This is a genomic window from Acinetobacter sp. 228 (genome assembly GCF_048147885.1).
Genome location: NZ_JAYWYV010000015.1, coordinates 53,305 through 71,682, shown reverse-complemented (window position 1 = coordinate 71,682; position 18,378 = coordinate 53,305). Strand labels below are relative to the sequence as shown.

General features: G+C 41.9%; 15 protein-coding genes. 7 read left to right on the top strand and 8 right to left on the bottom strand.

The features are described 5' to 3' along the window. Positions 1–294: 294 nt before the first annotated feature. Together VXQ92_RS11680 and VXQ92_RS11675 are read right to left on the bottom strand one after the other, a co-directional pair. Positions 295–1,287 (bottom strand): TauD/TfdA family dioxygenase, encoded by a 993-nt coding sequence (locus VXQ92_RS11680; protein WP_416681798.1) that lies wholly within the window; start codon positions 1,285–1,287, stop codon positions 295–297. Between the two features lie 100 nt (positions 1,288–1,387). After that, positions 1,388–2,662 carry a flavin-containing monooxygenase gene (locus tag VXQ92_RS11675; RefSeq protein WP_416681796.1) on the bottom strand — a complete coding sequence of 425 codons (1,275 nt, stop codon included), beginning with the start codon at positions 2,660–2,662 and terminating at the stop codon, positions 1,388–1,390. Between the two features lie 292 nt (positions 2,663–2,954). Between VXQ92_RS11675 and VXQ92_RS11670 the strand changes: the two genes are divergently transcribed. Beyond that, a complete protein-coding gene (locus VXQ92_RS11670) occupies positions 2,955–4,070 on the top strand; it encodes an S-(hydroxymethyl)glutathione dehydrogenase/class III alcohol dehydrogenase (RefSeq protein WP_416681794.1) in 1,116 nt (371 codons plus the stop codon). Between the two features lie 135 nt (positions 4,071–4,205). Here the strand turns inward: VXQ92_RS11670 and VXQ92_RS11665 are convergent, their stop codons facing one another. The 3 genes from VXQ92_RS11665 to VXQ92_RS11655 all read right to left on the bottom strand — a co-directional run bounded on the left by VXQ92_RS11665 (position 4,206) and on the right by VXQ92_RS11655 (position 6,239). Then, entirely contained in the window at positions 4,206–4,997 is a 792-nt protein-coding gene (locus VXQ92_RS11665) for a phytanoyl-CoA dioxygenase family protein (protein WP_416681792.1), read from the bottom strand. A gap of 241 nt (positions 4,998–5,238) precedes the next feature. Next, positions 5,239–5,712, bottom strand: coding sequence for an FUSC family protein (locus tag VXQ92_RS11660; RefSeq protein WP_416681790.1), 474 nt, complete (start codon positions 5,710–5,712; stop codon positions 5,239–5,241). Beyond that, positions 5,709–6,239 carry a hypothetical protein gene (locus VXQ92_RS11655; protein ID WP_416681789.1) on the bottom strand — a complete coding sequence of 177 codons (531 nt, stop codon included), beginning with the start codon at positions 6,237–6,239 and terminating at the stop codon, positions 5,709–5,711. Before VXQ92_RS11655 ends, VXQ92_RS11660 begins: the two co-directional genes overlap by 4 nt. Positions 6,240–6,698: 459 nt before the next feature. On the opposite strand from VXQ92_RS11655, the gene VXQ92_RS11650 reads away from it, so the two are divergent. The 3 genes from VXQ92_RS11650 to VXQ92_RS11640 all read left to right on the top strand — a co-directional run bounded on the left by VXQ92_RS11650 (position 6,699) and on the right by VXQ92_RS11640 (position 9,391). After that, positions 6,699–7,697 carry a putative oxygenase MesX gene (locus VXQ92_RS11650; protein WP_416681787.1) on the top strand — a complete coding sequence of 333 codons (999 nt, stop codon included), beginning with the start codon at positions 6,699–6,701 and terminating at the stop codon, positions 7,695–7,697. Between the two features lie 58 nt (positions 7,698–7,755). Beyond that, a complete protein-coding gene (locus VXQ92_RS11645) occupies positions 7,756–8,799 on the top strand; it encodes a methionine synthase (RefSeq protein WP_416681785.1) in 1,044 nt (347 codons plus the stop codon). 97 nt (positions 8,800–8,896) lie between these two features. Beyond that, positions 8,897–9,391 (top strand): flavin reductase, encoded by a 495-nt coding sequence (locus tag VXQ92_RS11640; protein WP_416681784.1) that lies wholly within the window; start codon positions 8,897–8,899, stop codon positions 9,389–9,391. A gap of 119 nt (positions 9,392–9,510) precedes the next feature. On the opposite strand, the gene VXQ92_RS11635 is transcribed toward VXQ92_RS11640, so the two are convergent. Continuing rightward, a complete protein-coding gene (locus VXQ92_RS11635; RefSeq protein ID WP_416681782.1) occupies positions 9,511–11,259 on the bottom strand; it encodes a tannase/feruloyl esterase family alpha/beta hydrolase in 1,749 nt (582 codons plus the stop codon). A 378-nt stretch (positions 11,260–11,637) separates the two neighbouring features. Continuing rightward, positions 11,638–13,386, bottom strand: coding sequence for a tannase/feruloyl esterase family alpha/beta hydrolase (locus VXQ92_RS11630; RefSeq protein WP_416681780.1), 1,749 nt, complete (start codon positions 13,384–13,386; stop codon positions 11,638–11,640). A gap of 697 nt (positions 13,387–14,083) precedes the next feature. Here VXQ92_RS11630 and VXQ92_RS11625 point away from each other — a divergent pair. From VXQ92_RS11625 to VXQ92_RS11615, 3 genes are read left to right on the top strand one after another with little or no spacing between them, the layout of a single operon-like run. Next, positions 14,084–15,313: an efflux RND transporter periplasmic adaptor subunit gene (locus tag VXQ92_RS11625; RefSeq protein ID WP_416681802.1), complete on the top strand. Its 1,230-nt coding sequence runs from the start codon at positions 14,084–14,086 to the stop codon at positions 15,311–15,313. Next, on the top strand, positions 15,310–16,533 hold the full coding sequence (locus VXQ92_RS11620; protein ID WP_191731118.1) for an ABC transporter permease: 1,224 nt from the start codon (positions 15,310–15,312) through the stop codon (positions 16,531–16,533). Before VXQ92_RS11625 ends, VXQ92_RS11620 begins: the two co-directional genes overlap by 4 nt. Beyond that, entirely contained in the window at positions 16,526–17,242 is a 717-nt protein-coding gene (locus VXQ92_RS11615; RefSeq protein ID WP_144724633.1) for an ABC transporter ATP-binding protein, read from the top strand. The genes VXQ92_RS11620 and VXQ92_RS11615 overlap by 8 nt, the downstream gene beginning before the upstream one ends. Before the next feature lie 349 nt (positions 17,243–17,591). Here the strand turns inward: VXQ92_RS11615 and VXQ92_RS11610 are convergent, their stop codons facing one another. Next, a complete protein-coding gene (locus tag VXQ92_RS11610; RefSeq protein ID WP_064095732.1) occupies positions 17,592–18,092 on the bottom strand; it encodes a Dps family protein in 501 nt (166 codons plus the stop codon). Positions 18,093–18,378 lie beyond the last annotated feature (286 nt).

The following is an 18,378-nucleotide window of genomic DNA, read 5'->3' as shown; positions in this document are numbered from 1 at the left end:
TGTGCTTGACTTGGAAATGTCCATATAGGACATTTCTATTTGGTTATTAGGTAGGACATTTCTACTTGGGAATAACATATTTTTAATTACCTTTTTAAATCATAGGTTTATTTTATGTTAAAAACCCAGATATGCCGATCTGGCTTTTTTAATAATTTTTCATGTTTCACACCTAGTATTTGAAAAATGTCCCATAGTATTTTTTAAAAACTTAAACATCACTGCAAATCTTTTCGTAAACTGATCTTTAATAAAGAGGCTATTTCAGCCTCTTTTTTATTATTCTCCAGAACCTTAAGCGGCTTGTCCTAAATCTTTTGGAATTCCATTACGCCCGGGGAAGTCTTTGGCTAAGCGTCGCGCATTTGGCATCTTTAACCACAAGCGTAATAGTTTACGACGTTTTTTCAGGTCGGCATCATCTTCAAAAGAAGAACGCGAATGCATCACACAATAGTTATTACAAAATTGAATATCGCCCGGTTCAAGCATCATATCCAAACGTAAGCTTGGGTCATGACTGATCTCATCAAAAATATTCAGGGCCTCAATTTGCACTTGAGATAAGGGCATACCACGACGCTCATGCCCAAGTTCAATATAATGACGCAAATATCGACATGCCAATTTACCTTCTAAGTAACTAAAAACTGGTGTTAAAGATGGCTCAACCTCACCCAAATGATCGTACCAAGCAGTATGGTAAAAATAGCCCAAATATTCAGGGAACTGTTCCAAAATTCGGTTATATACGGTTGAAGAACTGACAATACTGCTCAGTCCCCCATGTTTGGCCTTACGTATGGATAGTAAACCTACTACATCGCTTAAGTCAGAATGGTAAGGCAAATAATCATTGGTTTCATACACCCGCGTCATTTTTTGAGTCTTGTCACCGATATTTTCAACATGACCAAGCAAATCACCGCGTGCATTTTGCGTCACGGCATCGCCCATATGTAAGCCTAACAGATAATACAGATTGGCCAATTCTGCTTCGCTATATTTATTGGCATTCAAACCACGAATCACGATAAAACCATAACCATTTTCAAGCTCATTCGAGATCTTCTCAATTTCAGCTAAAAACACAGGATCTTCAATATAAGCATCATATTTGTTAAATTCCGGCGCATTTAAGTTTTTGGCTTCAAGCACTTTAAGTGCTTGATCTAGCACAGCCAATATATGCGGTGAAAGCTGATAGATCCAATCAGTCTGATCTGCAATTTCACTACCAATCCATGCACATTTATCGGTAATTTTTGATTTTAAAATGCTGTTCATAGCACCCCCAAGACGTAAATTTTAACTACAGTGGAGACCAACAAAAAAATGCACATATCAGCCGATCAAGCTCTATAGGTGCATTTCAGTCCATTAGTCCTTAAGCTGAGTGTTTCAATAAATTCTTATCGGTTTGATATTCCTTGTATTTACGCTGAATATCGATATGTTCAGCGATATGTTTGGCATCGTGCCATACCCCCCAAATAAAGCTCGAGCCACGACCCGTTAAATAAGGTAATCCCAGGAAATACACACCACGTTGTGGAGAAATTCCTTGTTTCTGAATGGGTTTATTGAACTCATCAAAGGCATCGACCTGTAACCAGCTAAAGTCATAGCCAAAGCCTGATGCCCAAATTACAGTGCTAATGTTGTTGGCTTGCATATCCAGCTCAAGGATTGGATTGGTCACGCATTCAGGATTTGGCAATAATGTGCGTGCTTGCGGTTCAGGTGGTAAATCCAAACCATTGTTGGCGATATAGGCATCTGCTTCATCATAGAAAGCCATTAATGCCGCATCACCCTCATCGAGATTCTGTTTCAGGTTGTTTTTAAATTTCACTGTGTGTTCATCAAAGGATTCGGTACTGCCGACCAAGGTGATGCCCTGTTTTGCCAAGACACGGAAATCGACATTAATCCCGCCATGCGCACCACTCACGGCAAATCCTTTGAGTGGACCTGTATCGGTACGCATAAAGTCCCAACCTCCCAGTACACCTAACCACCATACGTTGTCGCGATTACGATAAGTACGAGGTGGACGCTCATGACGACCCACAGACAGATAGACCTTTTTACCGGCACGATTCAGCTCATCGGCAATTTGCACACCTGAAGAACCTGCACCAATCACGAGAACTGCACCTTCAGGCAGTTGTTCAGGATTTTTATAATCGTCCGAGTGAATTTGATAAAAAGATGGATTTTGCAATGCCACGGGTGGAATCACGGCTTTTTGGAAGGCACCCGTTGCAGAGACGATATGCTCGGCGTAAATGGTGCCTTCTGATGTTTCTACGGTATAGCCCACGCGACCCACAGATTTATGAACTTTATGAACGGTCACACCTGTATGAATCGGAAGATTGAATTTTTTAGCATAGTTTTCAAAATATTCTGCGACTTGATCATGGTGTACAAATGCCTCAGGATCGGCATTAAATTCCATATTGGGGAAACGGTCATGCCAGCAAGGGCCATTGGCAACCAGTGAGTCCCAACGACGGGTACGCCAAGCTTCTGCAATCCGATTTTTCTCTAACACCACATGTGAAATCCCTAACAGGGTCAAATGCTCACTCATTGCCACGCCAGCCTGACCTGCACCCACAACCACAGTATCTACCATCAAATGATCTAATTTCATTTTCTCTATCCTTTTCTTCATGCTCACTGTGACAGTGTGCTGATTATTTTTTTGTTTTTTGGAAGCCCGACACTTCACAAAAAATCAAATCTGTTTCGATGGATTCAATATAAGTAGGTCGGTTGAATAGCGAAAATCATATAAGCAGAACATATGAATCAAAAAAACCGAATTGCTTCAATCATCTGAACTTCATATAAAAGTGAAGAGAAATTTTTGAATAAAAATTTTATTGTTTGTTTAATTTTTTAAACCAGCGATACCATATATTGCAGGATCAGCAGGACCAAATATGAAATCACGTGCAGCAGTTGCTTTTGCTCCAGGACAGCCTTTACAGATTGTGGAACTGGATGTTGAACCGCCCAAGGCAGGAGAAGTCCTGGTCAAAATCACTCATACAGGGGTGTGTCATACCGATGCCTTCACTTTATCAGGTGCTGACCCTGAAGGTGTATTTCCTGCAGTACTTGGGCACGAAGGCGCAGGTATTGTGGTTCAGGTAGGAGAGGGAGTTACCAGTGTGCAAGCGGGTGACCATGTGATTCCACTATATACCGCAGAATGTGGTGAATGCTTATTTTGTAAATCAGGTAAAACCAATCTATGTGTGGCCGTTCGTGCGACTCAAGGTAAAGGTGTAATGCCAGATGGCACCACTCGTTTTTCTTATCAAGGTCAACCAATTTTTCACTACATGGGCTGTTCAACCTTTTCAGAATATACCGTGGTGGCGGAAGTCTCGTTGGCAAAAGTGAACCCAGAAGCCAATCCTCAACATGTATGTTTGCTTGGCTGTGGCGTAACCACCGGGATTGGGGCAGTGCATAACACAGCCAAAGTCCAAGAAGGGGATTCGGTCGCCGTGTTTGGTCTGGGAGGCATTGGTCTGGCGGTGGTACAAGGTGCACGTCAGGCCAGAGCGGGCAAAATTATTGTGGTCGATACCAACCCAGATAAATTTAAACTGGCAGCAGAGTTTGGTGCGACTGACTTTATTAACCCGAAGGATTATGACAAGCCTGTCCAGGAAGTGATTGTAGAAATGACCAGTTGGGGCGTGGATCATTCCTTCGAATGTATTGGTAATGTCAATGTGATGCGTTCAGCACTTGAATGTGCACACCGTGGTTGGGGACAGTCAATTATTATCGGTGTTGCTGGGGCAGGTCAGGAAATTTCAACTCGTCCCTTTCAATTGGTGACGGGTCGCAAATGGATGGGCACTGCATTTGGTGGTGTGAAAGGGCGTAGCCAATTGCCAAGTATGGTCGAAGATGCCATGAAAGGCAAGATTCAGTTAGAGCCATTTGTGACCCATACCATGGGCTTGCAACAGATTAATGAGGCCTTTGATTTAATGCATGAAGGCAAATCGATTCGTACTGTTATTCACTTTTCTGAATAACATTCCTTAAGTTAAAAAGCTCCAGTCATTGGGGCTTTTTATCAAATTCAATGTTTCCTCATCCAAATAAAAAAACCAATGTTCAAACAGGCGAACATTGGTAACAGAGGAAATAACAGTTTGTGGAGAGCTAAGTTAGGCTACAAACGGAAACTCATCTTCAGGTAATGCATCACCCGTAGAGAGCTTGCCAATATATTGCGGGTACTGTGGAGAAGTTTTCCCGCCACGATTGACATAGACTGCCTCATCCCCTAACCAGCGAAATGAGACTGCACGTCTTGCATGTTGAGTAGATGCATTGCCTGGCGCACCATGAATGGTCAGATAATTAAATGCAATCGCATCACCCGGTTCCAGTGCCCAGCCGACAATATTGTAGTCTTCACGCTGGCTATCAATATCTGGAAGGATTTCTTCAGGCGTGTCGCCATGATCATAGTATTCTCCGTTAAAGCTTTGTGGCTTGAAATGTTTACCCCATTTGTGCGAGCCGGCAATAAACTCAATGGCAGATTCTCTCGCTACCGGATCCAGAGGAATCCATAGACTTAAGGTCTGCTTTGCATCTACAGGATAATAAGGGGCATCATGATGCCAAGGCGTAACCTTGGATGAACCTGCACCCTTAACCAGTACATGTTCATGAAACATGCGCACACTTTGAGACTGCATTAAGGCTTTGACTATCTTGGCTGCGGGGCTTTGTTGGACAAATTTATTGAATGCATCAATGCGTTGCCAGTTACAATAATCTGCCCAGAACTGGCCGCGGGTCTGTCCAGGAGTATAGTCACGAAACCATTGACCAGGATTTTGTTGATTGGCTTTTATGCCGGATTCTAGCAAACCTACCCAGTCTTTAAAAAAGCCCCGTAAAACCACCACGCCATCTCGTTCAAATATTTCTCTTTCATCTTCCAGCATGCATGCTACTCCTTCATCAGTAGGGAAGAATCTATTTTCATCAATGTTTTTTGATGTTGAAGAAAATATAAGCATCAAAGCAGAAGATAAGAAATAAGCAATTTAAGAAGTAATGATTCGTTTTTTTTAAATTAAACATAGGATTATTAAAAGGTAGAAGAAGTATTGCAACAGCTCTATATCTTGTTCAAGTTATGGTTAGTCTCTCTCTTTTGAATAGCTGAATAATGCTTCACTCAAATTATTGTCTCAATTTTTTCAGAATCAGACTCGCCATAATGGCAAAAAAACCACCCAGAAATGTTTCATAAACTCTGGAAATCGGCACAAAATAATTTGGATGATAGGTATAGAAAGTTCTTTCGATTAATAAAATAACAAAGAGAGTAGTAGCAAAACTTTTAACTGAATTTGACATTTTAAGTAAACTAGGCAACATAAAGACTAGAGTTAAAAATATAAATAAATAAAAGTATGTGTGACTGAAGCTGACTACTTTGAAAAGTAATATAATAAATATGACTGCTACCAAACAGCCAATAAATCTATCTATTGTTTTACTTAGAATATCAATTTCTTTAGGTCTTAACAAAATTATAAAAGTGAGAGCTGACCAGTAGGGTTTATATAGTGAAAAAAAATAGGGAACATAGAGACTTAAAAAAGCAAATAAACTATATATAATTGACCGTGTAAATATTCTCTCATTCGTCAAATATGTACTTTTTGAAAAAAACCATTTTTAAAAGAATCGTTTTCATATTTTTTATAGCGCAATAGACTGAGTAGCACTAAGCTGATAGTAATCCCTGTTAAGTAAGCATATATCATTTTTATATTTGCATTTTGAAAAATGGTTCCTATACAAGAATAACAAGAATAAATAAATATAAAAGGAAATGTTCTGTCTATCGTCGGGTCTTTCCCATACATGAGATAGTAGAAAAAAGCTAATATGAATATATACAGATAGAATTCAATTGATATTTTTAATAAAAATCCGATAAAACCGCCCATTATCGCTAAAGATAATAAGAACCATATATATATTATGTTAGCTTTATCTTCTTTTGCTTCATATACCACGTTGCTAAAAAGAACGGTGGTAAAACCAAAAATTAAACCAATCACACCAAAAAAATAATAACATATTCCACTATTTATAATTGAAATTAAAAGAAAAACCCCGTTATCATGAAAACTTATCTTTAAACTTAAGTTTTTTTTATTAATTGTCGTCATAAAAATTCCATCTAAAGAATTTTATTAAGTATTTTATTCTACCTTAATCTTTTTCACTCCCTATTTGCTCATGTATAAAGAAAGTAATTGCTTGTACAGTGGGGTCAGTTAATTTTTTCTGGCTGTTAAAATTCTTCAGTGAATAAATCAAAATTTTATAATCATTTTTTAGCCTCTTTTCTAGGGCTTCTTATTAAATATTCAAGCGTTAATCCTATTTCACTGCTTCAAAAACATTCAGTCGGTTCATAAGAGGCTATGCATATTTGAGCTTCGGTACATGCAGAGGGGGGGAGCTTAGTCATAAGCAACCAGCAAGCTAAAAATGTACTAGATGAATTTTACTCACCTTTAACTGAATTTATATCGTTTTACTCATCTTGGGATTCACGCTTAAATAAAGCCAGACAGAAATTTAGCTTTTTATATTTTTATAAAAATTTAGGGTGGCATATCTCCATGAGTACAGCATTTCAATGTTCAATTAAACGTATTCGTTTTGATGAGAACTACAAACCAGCAAACAATACACGTCTAACCACCAATTTTGCCAATTTAGCGCGTGGTGAAAGCCGTCAGGAGAATCTTCGTCGTACACTTGCGATGATTAACAACCGCTTTAACAGCTTGGCGACTGCTGATAATCCTAGAGGTGATCGTTATTCACTGGAGATCGATATCATCTCTGCTGAAATTGATATTGAGGGCAATGGTCAAACCTTTCCCTTTATTGAAACCTTGAAAAGTACAATTATCGACCATCATACCAATGAACGCATTGAAGGCATGATCGGGAATAGCTTCTCATCTTATGTACGTGATTATGATTTCAGTGTGGTATTGCCATCACTCGGCTGTAAGGCCAATGAAAAACCTGAAGACTTTGGTGACCTGCACGGCAAGCTGTACCAGCATCTTGTGAATTCAGCAGTCTTTAAAGCTGAATTTAATAAACAGCCAGTGATTTGCCTGAGTGTTTCAACCACGAAAACCTACTACCGTAGTGCGAATGTTCACCCGATATTAGGTGTGGAATACACCAATGATGACTACTCACGTACCGATGAATATTTTAAAAAAATGGGCTTAAGTGTTCGCTACTTTAAACCTGAAAATGGCAATGCACCCTTGGCATTCTATTTTGCGGGCGACTTGCTGCACGATTACACCGATTTTGAACTGATCAGTGCGATCAGCACCATGGAAAGCTTCCAGAAAATCTATCGTCCTGAAATTTACAACACAAATTCATCTGCAGGTGTGGTGTATCAGCCTAGCTTGAGCTATGGCGACTATTCATTAACTCGCATTGTCTATGACCGTGTTGAACGTGGGGAGCTGGCGGTCAAACAAGGTAAATGGACAGAGGAAAACTTCATTAAGCCGTATAAAGACATTCTGGATGAATGGGCTGTCAATTTTAAAGTAGCAATGGCTCAGCAAGACAACGCTGCCTGATAGATCACATATATAAACGAATTTAGATATAAACGAATTTAGAGAAAGAAGATTAGACATGGCACTTTTACAAGCTAAAAAGTTACTCCCGACCTCTACAGCAGGCAGCTTGCCAAAACCGTCATGGCTGGCAGAACCTGAAAAGCTTTGGTCAGCTTGGAAACTCGAAGGTGCAGAATTACTAGAAGCAAAACGTGATGCGTTAAAGCTGTCTTTGCATGAACAAGTCCATGCTGGCATTGATATTGTCAGTGATGGTGAACAGACCCGTCAGCACTTTGTGACCACGTTTATCGAGCATCTTGAAGGGGTGGATTTTGAGAAACGTGAAACCATGCGTATCCGTAACCGTTATGATGCCAGCGTACCTTCAGTAGTCGGTGAAGTTTCCCGTAAAAAAGCAGTGTTTGTGGATGATGCGAAATTCCTGCGTAGCCAAACCACGCAGCCAATTAAATGGGCACTGCCAGGTCCAATGACCATGATTGATACGCTGTACGATGGTCACTACAAGAGCCGTGAAAAACTGGCATGGGAATTTGCCAAAATTCTGAATCAGGAAGCACTTGAGTTAGAGGCAGCAGGGGTCGATATCATCCAGTTTGATGAGCCAGCATTCAATGTGTTTTTTGATGAAGTGAATGATTGGGGCGTCGCGACTTTAGAGCGCGCGCTTGAAGGTCTGAAATGTGAAACTGCGGTACACATTTGCTATGGTTATGGCATTAAAGCCAATACCGATTGGAAAAAGACCTTAGGCAATGAGTGGCGTCAGTACGAAGCAGCCTTCCCTAAACTGCAACAATCAAAAATTGATATTGTATCGCTTGAGTGTCAAAACTCACGTGTGCCGATGGATCTGATTGAGCTGATTCGGGGTAAAAAAGTCATGGTTGGTGCGATTGATGTGGCGACTAATCAAATCGAAACGCCTGAGGAAGTAGCTAATACACTGCGTAAAGCCTTGCAATTTGTGGATGCAGACAAACTGTATCCATCAACCAACTGCGGGATGACACCTTTATCTCGTCAAGTGGCTCGGGGCAAACTCGCAGCACTTAGTGCAGGAGCTGCGATTATTCGTCAGGAGCTGGGTGCTTAAAAGAAGCATGGCTAAACCAGAGTAGGGTGAATGATCCGTAGATCATTTGCCTGCCTTTGAGTACAGGCACATCGTATATATAATTGAGATGAAAGAGATGATTGAAGCAATAGACTTTAGAAATGCAATGTCCCTGTTAACCACGTCTGTGAATGTGATCACGACTCAAGGTGTAGCAGGAATGCATGGCTTTACTGCATCGGCCGTATGCAGTGTGACTGATACCCCACCGACATTGCTGGTCTGTATGAATCAATCTTCTCGTTCACATGCGCATTTTATGAAAAATAAAGTGTTAGCAGTCAATGTACTCAGCACGCAGCATGAATACATCTCCAATGCATTTGCCTCAAGCAAATTTAACTCTAAAGATCGCTTCAAACTCGGTGAGTGGAGCACGCTTGAAACAGGTGCTCCAATCTTAGACGATGCTTTGGTGAGCTTTGATTGCCAGATTGAAGAAATTCAAAAAGTGGGCACACACAGTATATTTTTATGTCGTGTCATCGCGATTAGACAAAGTCAGCAGGAGGAAAGTTTGGTGTATTTTAACCGTGCTTATCATCAGGTTGGTCAATTAGAAACTGCTTAATTTTCCCTCGCTACAATGTTCTAGGCCTTATCGTGTTTAAATCCAGATACCGAATTAAAACTGGAAGAAATAAAAGTTATTTCTTCCAGTTGAATAAGCGTTTAAGTGAAGTATAGAAGCTATCGAGCACAGTTAAAGTTTTCAGCTTTTTCGCTATCTCCCTGACCACTATAACGTGCAATTAATGGGTATGGGCAGAGTGGGCGGGTCCGGTTTGGTGCCCAGTTTGACGGAATCTCGGGATTAATTTCTCCACTCGGATTGCCAGGACCTCGTGCAGTGGCAATGATACGATCAGGTTTTTCACCATATTCCACCCATCTGACCAGTGCAGTAAGTCCATCAAACTGGTCAGTAGCAACACCCTGAGAAACATGGTTCATACCTGGAACCCGGAAAAATCGTACTGAATTCTGTATAGTGGCTGAATAACGTTGCAAAAGCTGATCATACCAGTTTTGTGATTCCTTCTCGGAGGTAGAGCCATCCGCTACTGCATGTACTACCATAATTTTACCTCCTCTTGAAGTGAGAGGCGTCACATTTAATGGATCAGGTGGTCCCATAAAAGCAGTTGAGCTTTCCTTATAGGTGTTATCTGTCCTGTATAGCTTGATAAGGTCAGTATCGAAATTATAATTCAAGATATATTCATTCGGTCTTTCCAATCCTAATAAATTAGGTGGAGTCTCGAACACAGTGCCTAATACTCCAGCACTACGATCTAAAGCGCTAAGAGGTGCTAGTTTCAAATTGGCCCATTTCTGTCCAACGATTCCTGGATCATAAGGTTCACTGACATAAAATTTTTCACCTTTAGAGTTTACAGGTGTATCAAATACAGCAGCGATAACCTGTATCTGTTCTGCTGACAGGCAGGTTCCATTACGTTCTCCCTGACACACCGGAACATCTCTTTGGATATTAAATTCTGATTGGCATCGGTCTACATCCTGTACCATGCCATCTACAATACCATCCAGCTTGTCACATTTATTTAAGACAGAATCCGCTACAACTTTTCTTTCAGCATCGGTAAAAGCTGTTATTGTCTCATCAATTTCCGTAGCGACTTTTCGGAGTTCTTTAAAATCATAAATTTGTGCTATTGATGAAAGAGGCGGCTCAAAGGAAGGCGAGTTGGCATAAATACCATCATATTCCCTTGGTAAGCGTGTAGCTGCATTCAGCGCCAGATTTCCACCTCGTGAAGCGCCACCTGCATAAGATCGGTCTGGCAGTTTGTCATAGCTAAACCTGATGAGCTGCTTTGCCATCGGGGTTAACTTGATCATCGAGTCATAACCATAATCAAGCCTGGCCTGTGGGTCTATACCAAAAGTAGTAATTTGTTCAAGTGTATGACCCATATCTGAGGAGATCACAGCAAAGCCTTCATATAAGGCATTGGTGAGTGGCCCCCCGCTTCCAACATAACCTAAGGCTGGAATGAGTTCTCCACCAAATCCACCATTGGCCTGAAAAAGAAAGCGGCCACTCCAGTCCAGAGGAAGACGCATCTCAAAACCAATTCGATACTCTTGCCCATCTATAGGACTGATTCGTGGAAACATATAGCCTGTGACTACACAATGGGCCCGAATGGGTTTTTCAGCTACAGTCACAGCACCCGCAGCCTCAGCAGTGGCTGAAGTAATCGTGGTATTGGCATATTGAAATGAACCCAGCTGTTCACACCGTTTCTTTATTTTAGCTCCAACAGCAGGTGATAATTGTGGTGTTTGATTAGAAGGAGGATTACCTTGATATCTGTCATTGTCATTATCGCCACCACAGGCTGCCAATAAAAAAGAAATCATCATAAGCAGGCTTAATCGGGATAATGTATTTTTATTTAAATCATTCATTTGAAGCTCCATCTTGCAGTAAAACTAAATGGTTGAGTGACTTCATAGAAATATATTGATATTTAAATAGCCTGTTTCATTAAATAAAAGTTTTAATTATCAACAAGATCAAGAGTAATAACTCAAGAGTTATGAAGGCTGTTCTTATTTTAGCAATACTTAATGCCTGAAAGTGAGTCACTTTCAATATTTAAAGTTTTGTTACCTGATTTAATAAAACAGGAAGAGATGTGTACCTGAATCAGGATGCCCTTGAGTTAGAAGCAACCTTGCAAAGTGTAAGTGGAACAACTATAGAATTTCAAATTCCTCACTAAAACTGGAAGAAATAAAAGTTATTTCTTCCAGTTGAATAAGCGTTTAAGTGAAGGGTAGAAGCTATCGAGCACAGTTAAAGCTTTCAGCTTTTTCGCTATCTCCCTGACCACTATAACGTGCAATTAATGGGTATGGGCAGAGTGGGCGGGTCCGGTTTGGTGCCCAGTTTGACGGAATCTCGGGATTAATTTCTCCACTCGGATTGCCAGGACCTCGTGCAGTGGCAATGATACGATCAGGTTTTTCACCATATTCCACCCATCTGACCAGTGCAGTAAGTCCATCAAACTGGTCAGTAGCAACACCCTGAGAAACATGGTTCATACCTGGAACCCGGAAAAACCGAACGGAATTTTGTATATTGGCTGAATTGCGTTCCAAGAGTTGTTTATACCAGTTTTGTGACTCATACATGGAGGCAGTAGATCCATCTGCTACTGCATGGACTACAATAAGTTTACCTCCTTTTGAAGTCAGAGGAGTCAGGTTTAGTGGATTAGGTGGTCCCATAAATTCAACCGAACTTTCTTTATAGGTACTATCTGTCTTGAATAACTTGATAAGATCGGTATCGAAATTATAATTCAATGCAAATTCCAGTGGATTTTGCAAAGGTGCCTCCTCAGGCGGGACCTGAAATGCAATTGCTGTGGCACTAGCAAGACCTTCTAGATATTGAGTAGAAAACAATTTTACATTGGCCCATTTCTGCCCGATGATACCCGGATCATAAGCTTCACCCACATAGAATTCTTCACCTTTAGAATTTACCGGAGCTTTAAATACATCGGAAATCACCTGAATCTGTTCTGCTGACAGGCAAGTACCATTTCTTTCACCCTGACAGACAGGAACATCTCTCTCAATATTAAATCGTGTCTGACACTGATCCACATCCTGCACCATACCATCGGTAATGCCATCAAGCTGGTCACACTGCCTTAAAACAGCATCTGCCACAACTTTTCTTTCTTCTAGAGTAAAAGCTGTCACTAAATCATCAACATCGGTGGCGACTTTTCTCAACTGTAGTGCATCATATATTTGTGCAACTATTGCCACTGGTACGTCAAATGGAGGTGAATTGGCATAAATACCATCAAATTCATTTGGTAATCGCGTAGCTGCAATTAATGCAAGGTTACCGCCACGGGAAGGTCCAGCAGCATAGGATCTGTCAGGCAGTTTGTCATAACTAAACTTGATGAGCTGCTTTGCCATCGGGGTTAACTTGGTCATGGCAGCATAGCCATAATCAAGTCGCGCCTGAGGATCCAGTCCAAAAGTAGAGTTTTGTTCAAGCGTATGGCCCATATCTGAAGAGATCACTGTAAAACCTTCATAGAGAGCATTGGTGAGTGGCCCCCCACTTCCGATAAAACCTAGCGCTGGAATGATCTCACCACCAAACCCTCCATTGCCCTGGAAAAGAAAACGGCCATTCCAGTCCAGAGGAAGACGCATTTCAAAACCAATACGATATTCTTGTCCATCTATAGGGCTGGTTCGTGGAAACATATATCCTGTCACCAGACAATGTGCCCGAATAGGTTTATTGGCAACGGTCTCAGCACCTGCCTCCAGGGCAGTAGCTGAAGTAATCGTGGTGTTGGCATACTGAAATGAACCGAGCTGTTCACACTGTTTCTTTATTTTAGCTCCAACAGCAGGTGAGAGCTGTGGTGTCTGGTTCGAAGGAGGATTACCTTGATAGTTGTTATTGCCATTATCACTACTGCAAGCGGCCAATAATGAAATCATCATCAGCAGGCTTAAACGGGATAATATATTGTTATTTAAATCATTCATTTGAAGCTCCATTTTGTAGGAAAGCTAACTGGTTTAATTGCTTCATAAAAATTTATCGATATTTAGTAGCTTGTTTTAATTAGATAAAAATTTTAACTATCAGTTGGATAAAGATTTTAAGATGCAAGACTCTAGAGTTATGAAGGTTGTGTGAAGTTTAGCAGATCTTAATGGCATAAGTGATATTCACTTTCAATACTTAAAGTTTTGTTACCTGATTTAATAAAACCGGATTCAATACGTAGCTCAACTATTTTTTATAAGGGTTATAACAAGCTATGAGCATCGAACAAGAACCTCAATAAAATGGAGAGGTAGAGTGAAATTTAGATAGAAAGAAAGCAAAGTCCTATCAATGCATGGGAAATAGAAATCTTCTGATTCGCTCAGAAATTTTAAGTGATACAAATAGCTTTAAAAGCGTTATAAAGATAATTCTTTTCAAAAAAATTAAAAAAAATAAACTGTTCAAAGATACATAGGTTGTAGTATCAAAGAGAGAATAGGAAACTTGATTAGGAAAATAAACAGCTTTTACTCAACACATCAGCCTGAAAAATGAGAGATGAAAGAAAAATAAAGGCGATATAGCCTAGAGTTTTTAGAAATATTTTTATAAGTTTAAATAAATATAAACAAATGCCTGTACCTTGTTCACTCATATACAATTATTTAATTCTCAACCGGAGATGTGCAATTGCGTGTTGGCCGTTATAAGTTATTGATCATCATTGTCTTGCTGATACTGGTACTGGCTTTTGCTCTATTTCGCTGGTGGCAGGGACCAAAGGTACCTGGTTATACCTTAAGCGCCATGCCGCTGGTACAAAATGTCGTTGCGAGCGGGCGGGTCACGACCGTGGCACGGACTCAGATCGGCAGCGAAATTACCGGGGTGGTTCTCGAAACAAGAGTCAAAGAGGGGGATAAAGTCAAGCCGGGTGACCTGTTGGTGGTACTGAAATCTGATGAGCTTCTGGCCCAGGTCAAGCAAGCCGAGCTGGCACTCACCGATTTGGCTAAGGTCAAGCGCCCACAGGCAGAGGCCGAACTGGCCAGTGCCAAAGCGCAACTGGATCAGGCCAGCCGTGAAGCAGCACGTAGACGCGCTGCTGGTGTAGGCATACTCTCGGCTGAAGAAATAGAACAGGCGGTAGAGACAGAAAGGGTCGCACGTAACAATTTTGAAACGGCGCGCCTGAAAGCAGAAGCCCTGGCATCCGGACAAGTTGAAGAAGCTTCACTGCGCCAACAGCTCGCGGTGGCACAGGCGCAACTGGCCAAGGCAAAAATACGTTCTACGGTGGCAGGAACAGTGCTGACACGTGATGTAGAGCCTGGCGATCTGGTTCAGCCTGGACAAACACTATTTACGGTGGCCTTGAATGGCAATACGGAAATTCGGGTACCCTTGGATGAACGGAACTTGCCACAACTGGCCTTAGAGCAAACAGCTACTGTGATTGCAGATGCATATCCGGATCAGAGTTTTCCGGCGCGTATCAGCTTTATCGCACCGAGTATTGATCCGCAACGCGGGACAGTAGAAGTCAGATTAGTTGTTAATCCGGTACCTGATTTTCTTCGGCAGGATATGACTGTTTCGGTCAATGTCGAGACTGCCAGAAGGGAGCGAGCACTCGCCATTCCAAATGATTCTTTAAGCAGTGTCAAAGGCGATAAGGCAGTGGTGTTAATGGTTCGTGATAAAAAAATAAAGCATCAGCAGGTCCGTTTAGGCCTGCGTGGCCTGACCATGTCCGAAGTAGTTTCCGGCTTGAAAGCAGGTGACCAAGTATTGGTGAATGCAGACTCTTCATTAAAGGATGGGGCTAGAGTTCGGGTAGAGCCGCAAACAACCTCCGTGATGAATTCTGCTAATGATAATACAGATAGTAAAAATGAATTACCGGTGAATTTCGATTGAAAAATTTTCTTGGGCGGCTCTGGATCGAATGGAAAATCGCGGTCAGTTTTTTGCGCGAGGGCCGGGCACAATCTCTGATGATCACTGTTGGTGTCGCGGTAGGCGTGGCTGTAATTGTATTCATTACTGCTTTGATTCAGGGGCTGCAAGCAAATATTATTGAACGTACGCTAGGCACCCAGGCCCATATCCGTCTGCTGTCACCAGATGAAGTCAATCAGGTGGTGTCGCCTCCTGCGGGTACTGTGCAATTGTTGCAAGAAGATAAACGGGCACAGCGACTGCGTTCGATTAATAACTGGCAGCAGATTACCGAAACTCTGGACCAGTTACCTGTGTTGACTGCTGTCTCACCGGTTGTGTCAGGGCCTGCCTTTGTTCAGCGCGGTGATGCGATTGAGTCGGTGGCACTGGTCGGAATGAATCTGGAACGTTATCAGCAGATTATTCCCTTAAAAGAATATCTGATTAGCGGACAGTTGCGAGTGGGTGCAGATGATGTATTGATTGGCAGTCAGTTGGCCAAAGATCTGGGTGTACAGGTCGGCAGCAAGCTGCGACTGGATACCGGTCAGCAGAACAGCGCTGTGGTCAATATTGCCGGTATATTCGAACTCGGGGTTCGTGATCTGGATGCTCGCTATGTTTATCTGGATTTAAAGCAGGCGCAGTCTTTGCTCTCCCTGCCGGGCGGAATAACAGTCATCGATCTGACCATTGATGATATTTTTCAGGCAGACCAGGTTGCAGCACAAGTCGCGCGCCTGACTTCGTTGAAGACGGAAAGCTGGATTGAAACCAATACGCAGCTTATGAATGCAATTACTGCCCAAAGTCTATCCACCAATATGATTATTGTCTTTGTGGCGATTTCGGTTGCGTTCGGTATTGCCAGCGTCATGTCTGTCAGTGTGGTACAGCGCACCCGGGAGATTGGTATTTTACGAGCAACCGGCGCGACCCAATCACAAATTTTGAGGGTTTTTTTGTTTCAGGGGGCAATCTTTGGCTTGCTTGGTTCAGTCCTGGGAAGCGTGGTCAGTTATGGTCTGGTTTGGGTATTTAATAACTTTGGTCCGGGATTATTCTATATTCCAATTTCGATTGAACTGGTCTTGTTGGCCCTATTGCTGGCGACATTAACAGGGGTGCTGGCTGCGGCAGTACCATCACGTCGGGCAGCGGCACTTGATCCGGTGGAGGCGATTCGTCATGTCTAATCAAGCTGAAGAAGTCCTACGTCTGGAAGCACTACGAAAATCTTATAATATTGGCCAGCCGAATGAGGTGGAGATCTTGCATGGCATTGATCTGCGCATTGATCGCAATGACTTTGCTGCACTCATTGGCCCTTCGGGTTCTGGTAAAAGTACTTTATTAAACATTTTGGGGTTGCTGGATAAACCGACAAGTGGTGAACTGTATTTATTGGGACAGCCTACCAGCGCGATGGATGATGCCGCCCGTACTGCATTGCGTGGCACCAGCATCGGATTTGTATTCCAGTTTCATCACCTGATCCAAGCCTTTAGTGCAATGGATAATATTTTAATGCCTTTAATGATGGCGCAAGGCAAGCCGAATCAGCAGGCATTGCAACGCGCACGAGATTTGCTGGCCGCAGTAGGACTGGAAAAATTTGCTGAACGTAAACCGAATGAACTTTCGGGAGGACAGCAGCAGCGGGTAGCCATTGCGCGAGCCTTGATCACTGAGCCGGCATTATTATTGGCAGATGAACCTACAGGCAATCTGGATACCCAGACTGCGGCTGACATGTTTGAGCTGTTCCGTAAAGTGCATCGTGAACGTGGTTGTGCTGTACTTCTGGTGACGCATGATCCGCGCCTGTCAGCCACTTGTGACCGTACCATTAATCTGGTCGATGGCCGGATTGAAAGTGATTCGAGCAATTCTCCTCAAGATTAAGCTGTACTGCAAGGAACCAGGAGAGCTAATTTTTTGAAGCGAGAAAAGATATTTCAGATTTATAGCTTTCAAAAAATGATCGCCATAGCTGAGAATGAAATAATCTGGAAACAACCTACTGGTTAAAAAGGATGCAGGCGAGTGCCTACATCCTATCCTTAAGATTTTGACGGTTTGATTTTGATCACCTTGTTTTAGGCTACTTTCTTTTCAGCCGCTTTAGTCACTTAGGATCAATAAATCTAACTAATAAAAACGTTAGAGCATACCTATGCACTTAGGGTGCTCTGTTAAATATCTACTTCATCCTGTGAAATAAGCCGGGCTTCTCATTTGATTCAGTCTGGCTCTATTGCTCCAGACTGCTTCTGAGCATCCAGGCCGTTTTTTCATGCACTTCCAGACGCTGCGTAAGAATATCAGCTGTCGGCTGATCATTTGCCTCTTCAATCGTTGAAAAAATACTTCTGGCGGTACGTGCCACAGTTTCATGTGCATCTACGAGTAAACGCAACATTTCGTCAGCAGTGGGTACACCTTCGACTTCCTGAATGGAGGTAAGTTTTACAAACTGTTTATAGGTGCCTGGTGCTGCGAAACCCAAAGCACGGATACGTTCAGCAATAATATCCAGTGCATTCCACTGCTCAGTGTATTGCGTCATAAACATGTTATGCAGACTGTTGAACTGGGGGCCGGTGACATTCCAGTGGAAATTATGAGTCATCAAATACAGGGTATAACTGTCTGCTAAGAGTCTGGACAAACCGTCGACAATTTTGGCGCGATCATCATGAGAAATCCCGATATCAATTTTCATTGCTTTAGATTCTTTTTTAGAAGAGGCCATGCTCTTACTCCTTAAAACTTAATGCGATATGGTGTATGAGAATAAATTCGGATGGATTCAAAAACCTGAGTCAGAAGATGAAGTCATCCCTATAACTGGATAGTTGATCTCTCTATGAGGAGATCGATTTAAGTGGTTATAAGTTATAGATATTAGATGAGTATGCAGACATAAAGTTTAGTCATTATGTATAAGTGAGACGTAGGAGTGTAACCATTTAAAAATGACCATTTTGATCACGTTTACTAGCTAACGAGTTAATTCTTTAAAGCAAATGGATGCTTTA

Excerpts from the sequence above, each read along its gene's own strand:
- VXQ92_RS11665 (WP_416681792.1), bottom strand. The coding sequence starts at position 4,997 with ATGCTGGAAGATGAAAGAGAAATATTTGAACGAGATGGCGTGGTGGTT.
- VXQ92_RS11655 (WP_416681789.1), bottom strand. The coding sequence starts at position 6,239 with ATGACGACAATTAATAAAAAAAACTTAAGTTTAAAGATAAGTTTTCAT.
- VXQ92_RS11650 (WP_416681787.1), top strand. The coding sequence starts at position 6,699 with ATGAGTACAGCATTTCAATGTTCAATTAAACGTATTCGTTTTGATGAG.
- VXQ92_RS11610 (WP_064095732.1), bottom strand. The coding sequence starts at position 18,092 with ATGGCCTCTTCTAAAAAAGAATCTAAAGCAATGAAAATTGATATCGGG.
- VXQ92_RS11640 (WP_416681784.1), top strand. The coding sequence starts at position 8,897 with ATGATTGAAGCAATAGACTTTAGAAATGCAATGTCCCTGTTAACCACG.
- VXQ92_RS11630 (WP_416681780.1), bottom strand. The coding sequence starts at position 13,386 with ATGAATGATTTAAATAACAATATATTATCCCGTTTAAGCCTGCTGATG.
- VXQ92_RS11680 (WP_416681798.1), bottom strand. The coding sequence starts at position 1,287 with ATGAACAGCATTTTAAAATCAAAAATTACCGATAAATGTGCATGGATT.
- VXQ92_RS11615 (WP_144724633.1), top strand. The coding sequence starts at position 16,526 with ATGTCTAATCAAGCTGAAGAAGTCCTACGTCTGGAAGCACTACGAAAA.
- VXQ92_RS11645 (WP_416681785.1), top strand. The coding sequence starts at position 7,756 with ATGGCACTTTTACAAGCTAAAAAGTTACTCCCGACCTCTACAGCAGGC.
- VXQ92_RS11675 (WP_416681796.1), bottom strand. The coding sequence starts at position 2,662 with ATGAAATTAGATCATTTGATGGTAGATACTGTGGTTGTGGGTGCAGGT.
- VXQ92_RS11635 (WP_416681782.1), bottom strand. The coding sequence starts at position 11,259 with ATGAATGATTTAAATAAAAATACATTATCCCGATTAAGCCTGCTTATG.
- VXQ92_RS11670 (WP_416681794.1), top strand. The coding sequence starts at position 2,955 with ATGAAATCACGTGCAGCAGTTGCTTTTGCTCCAGGACAGCCTTTACAG.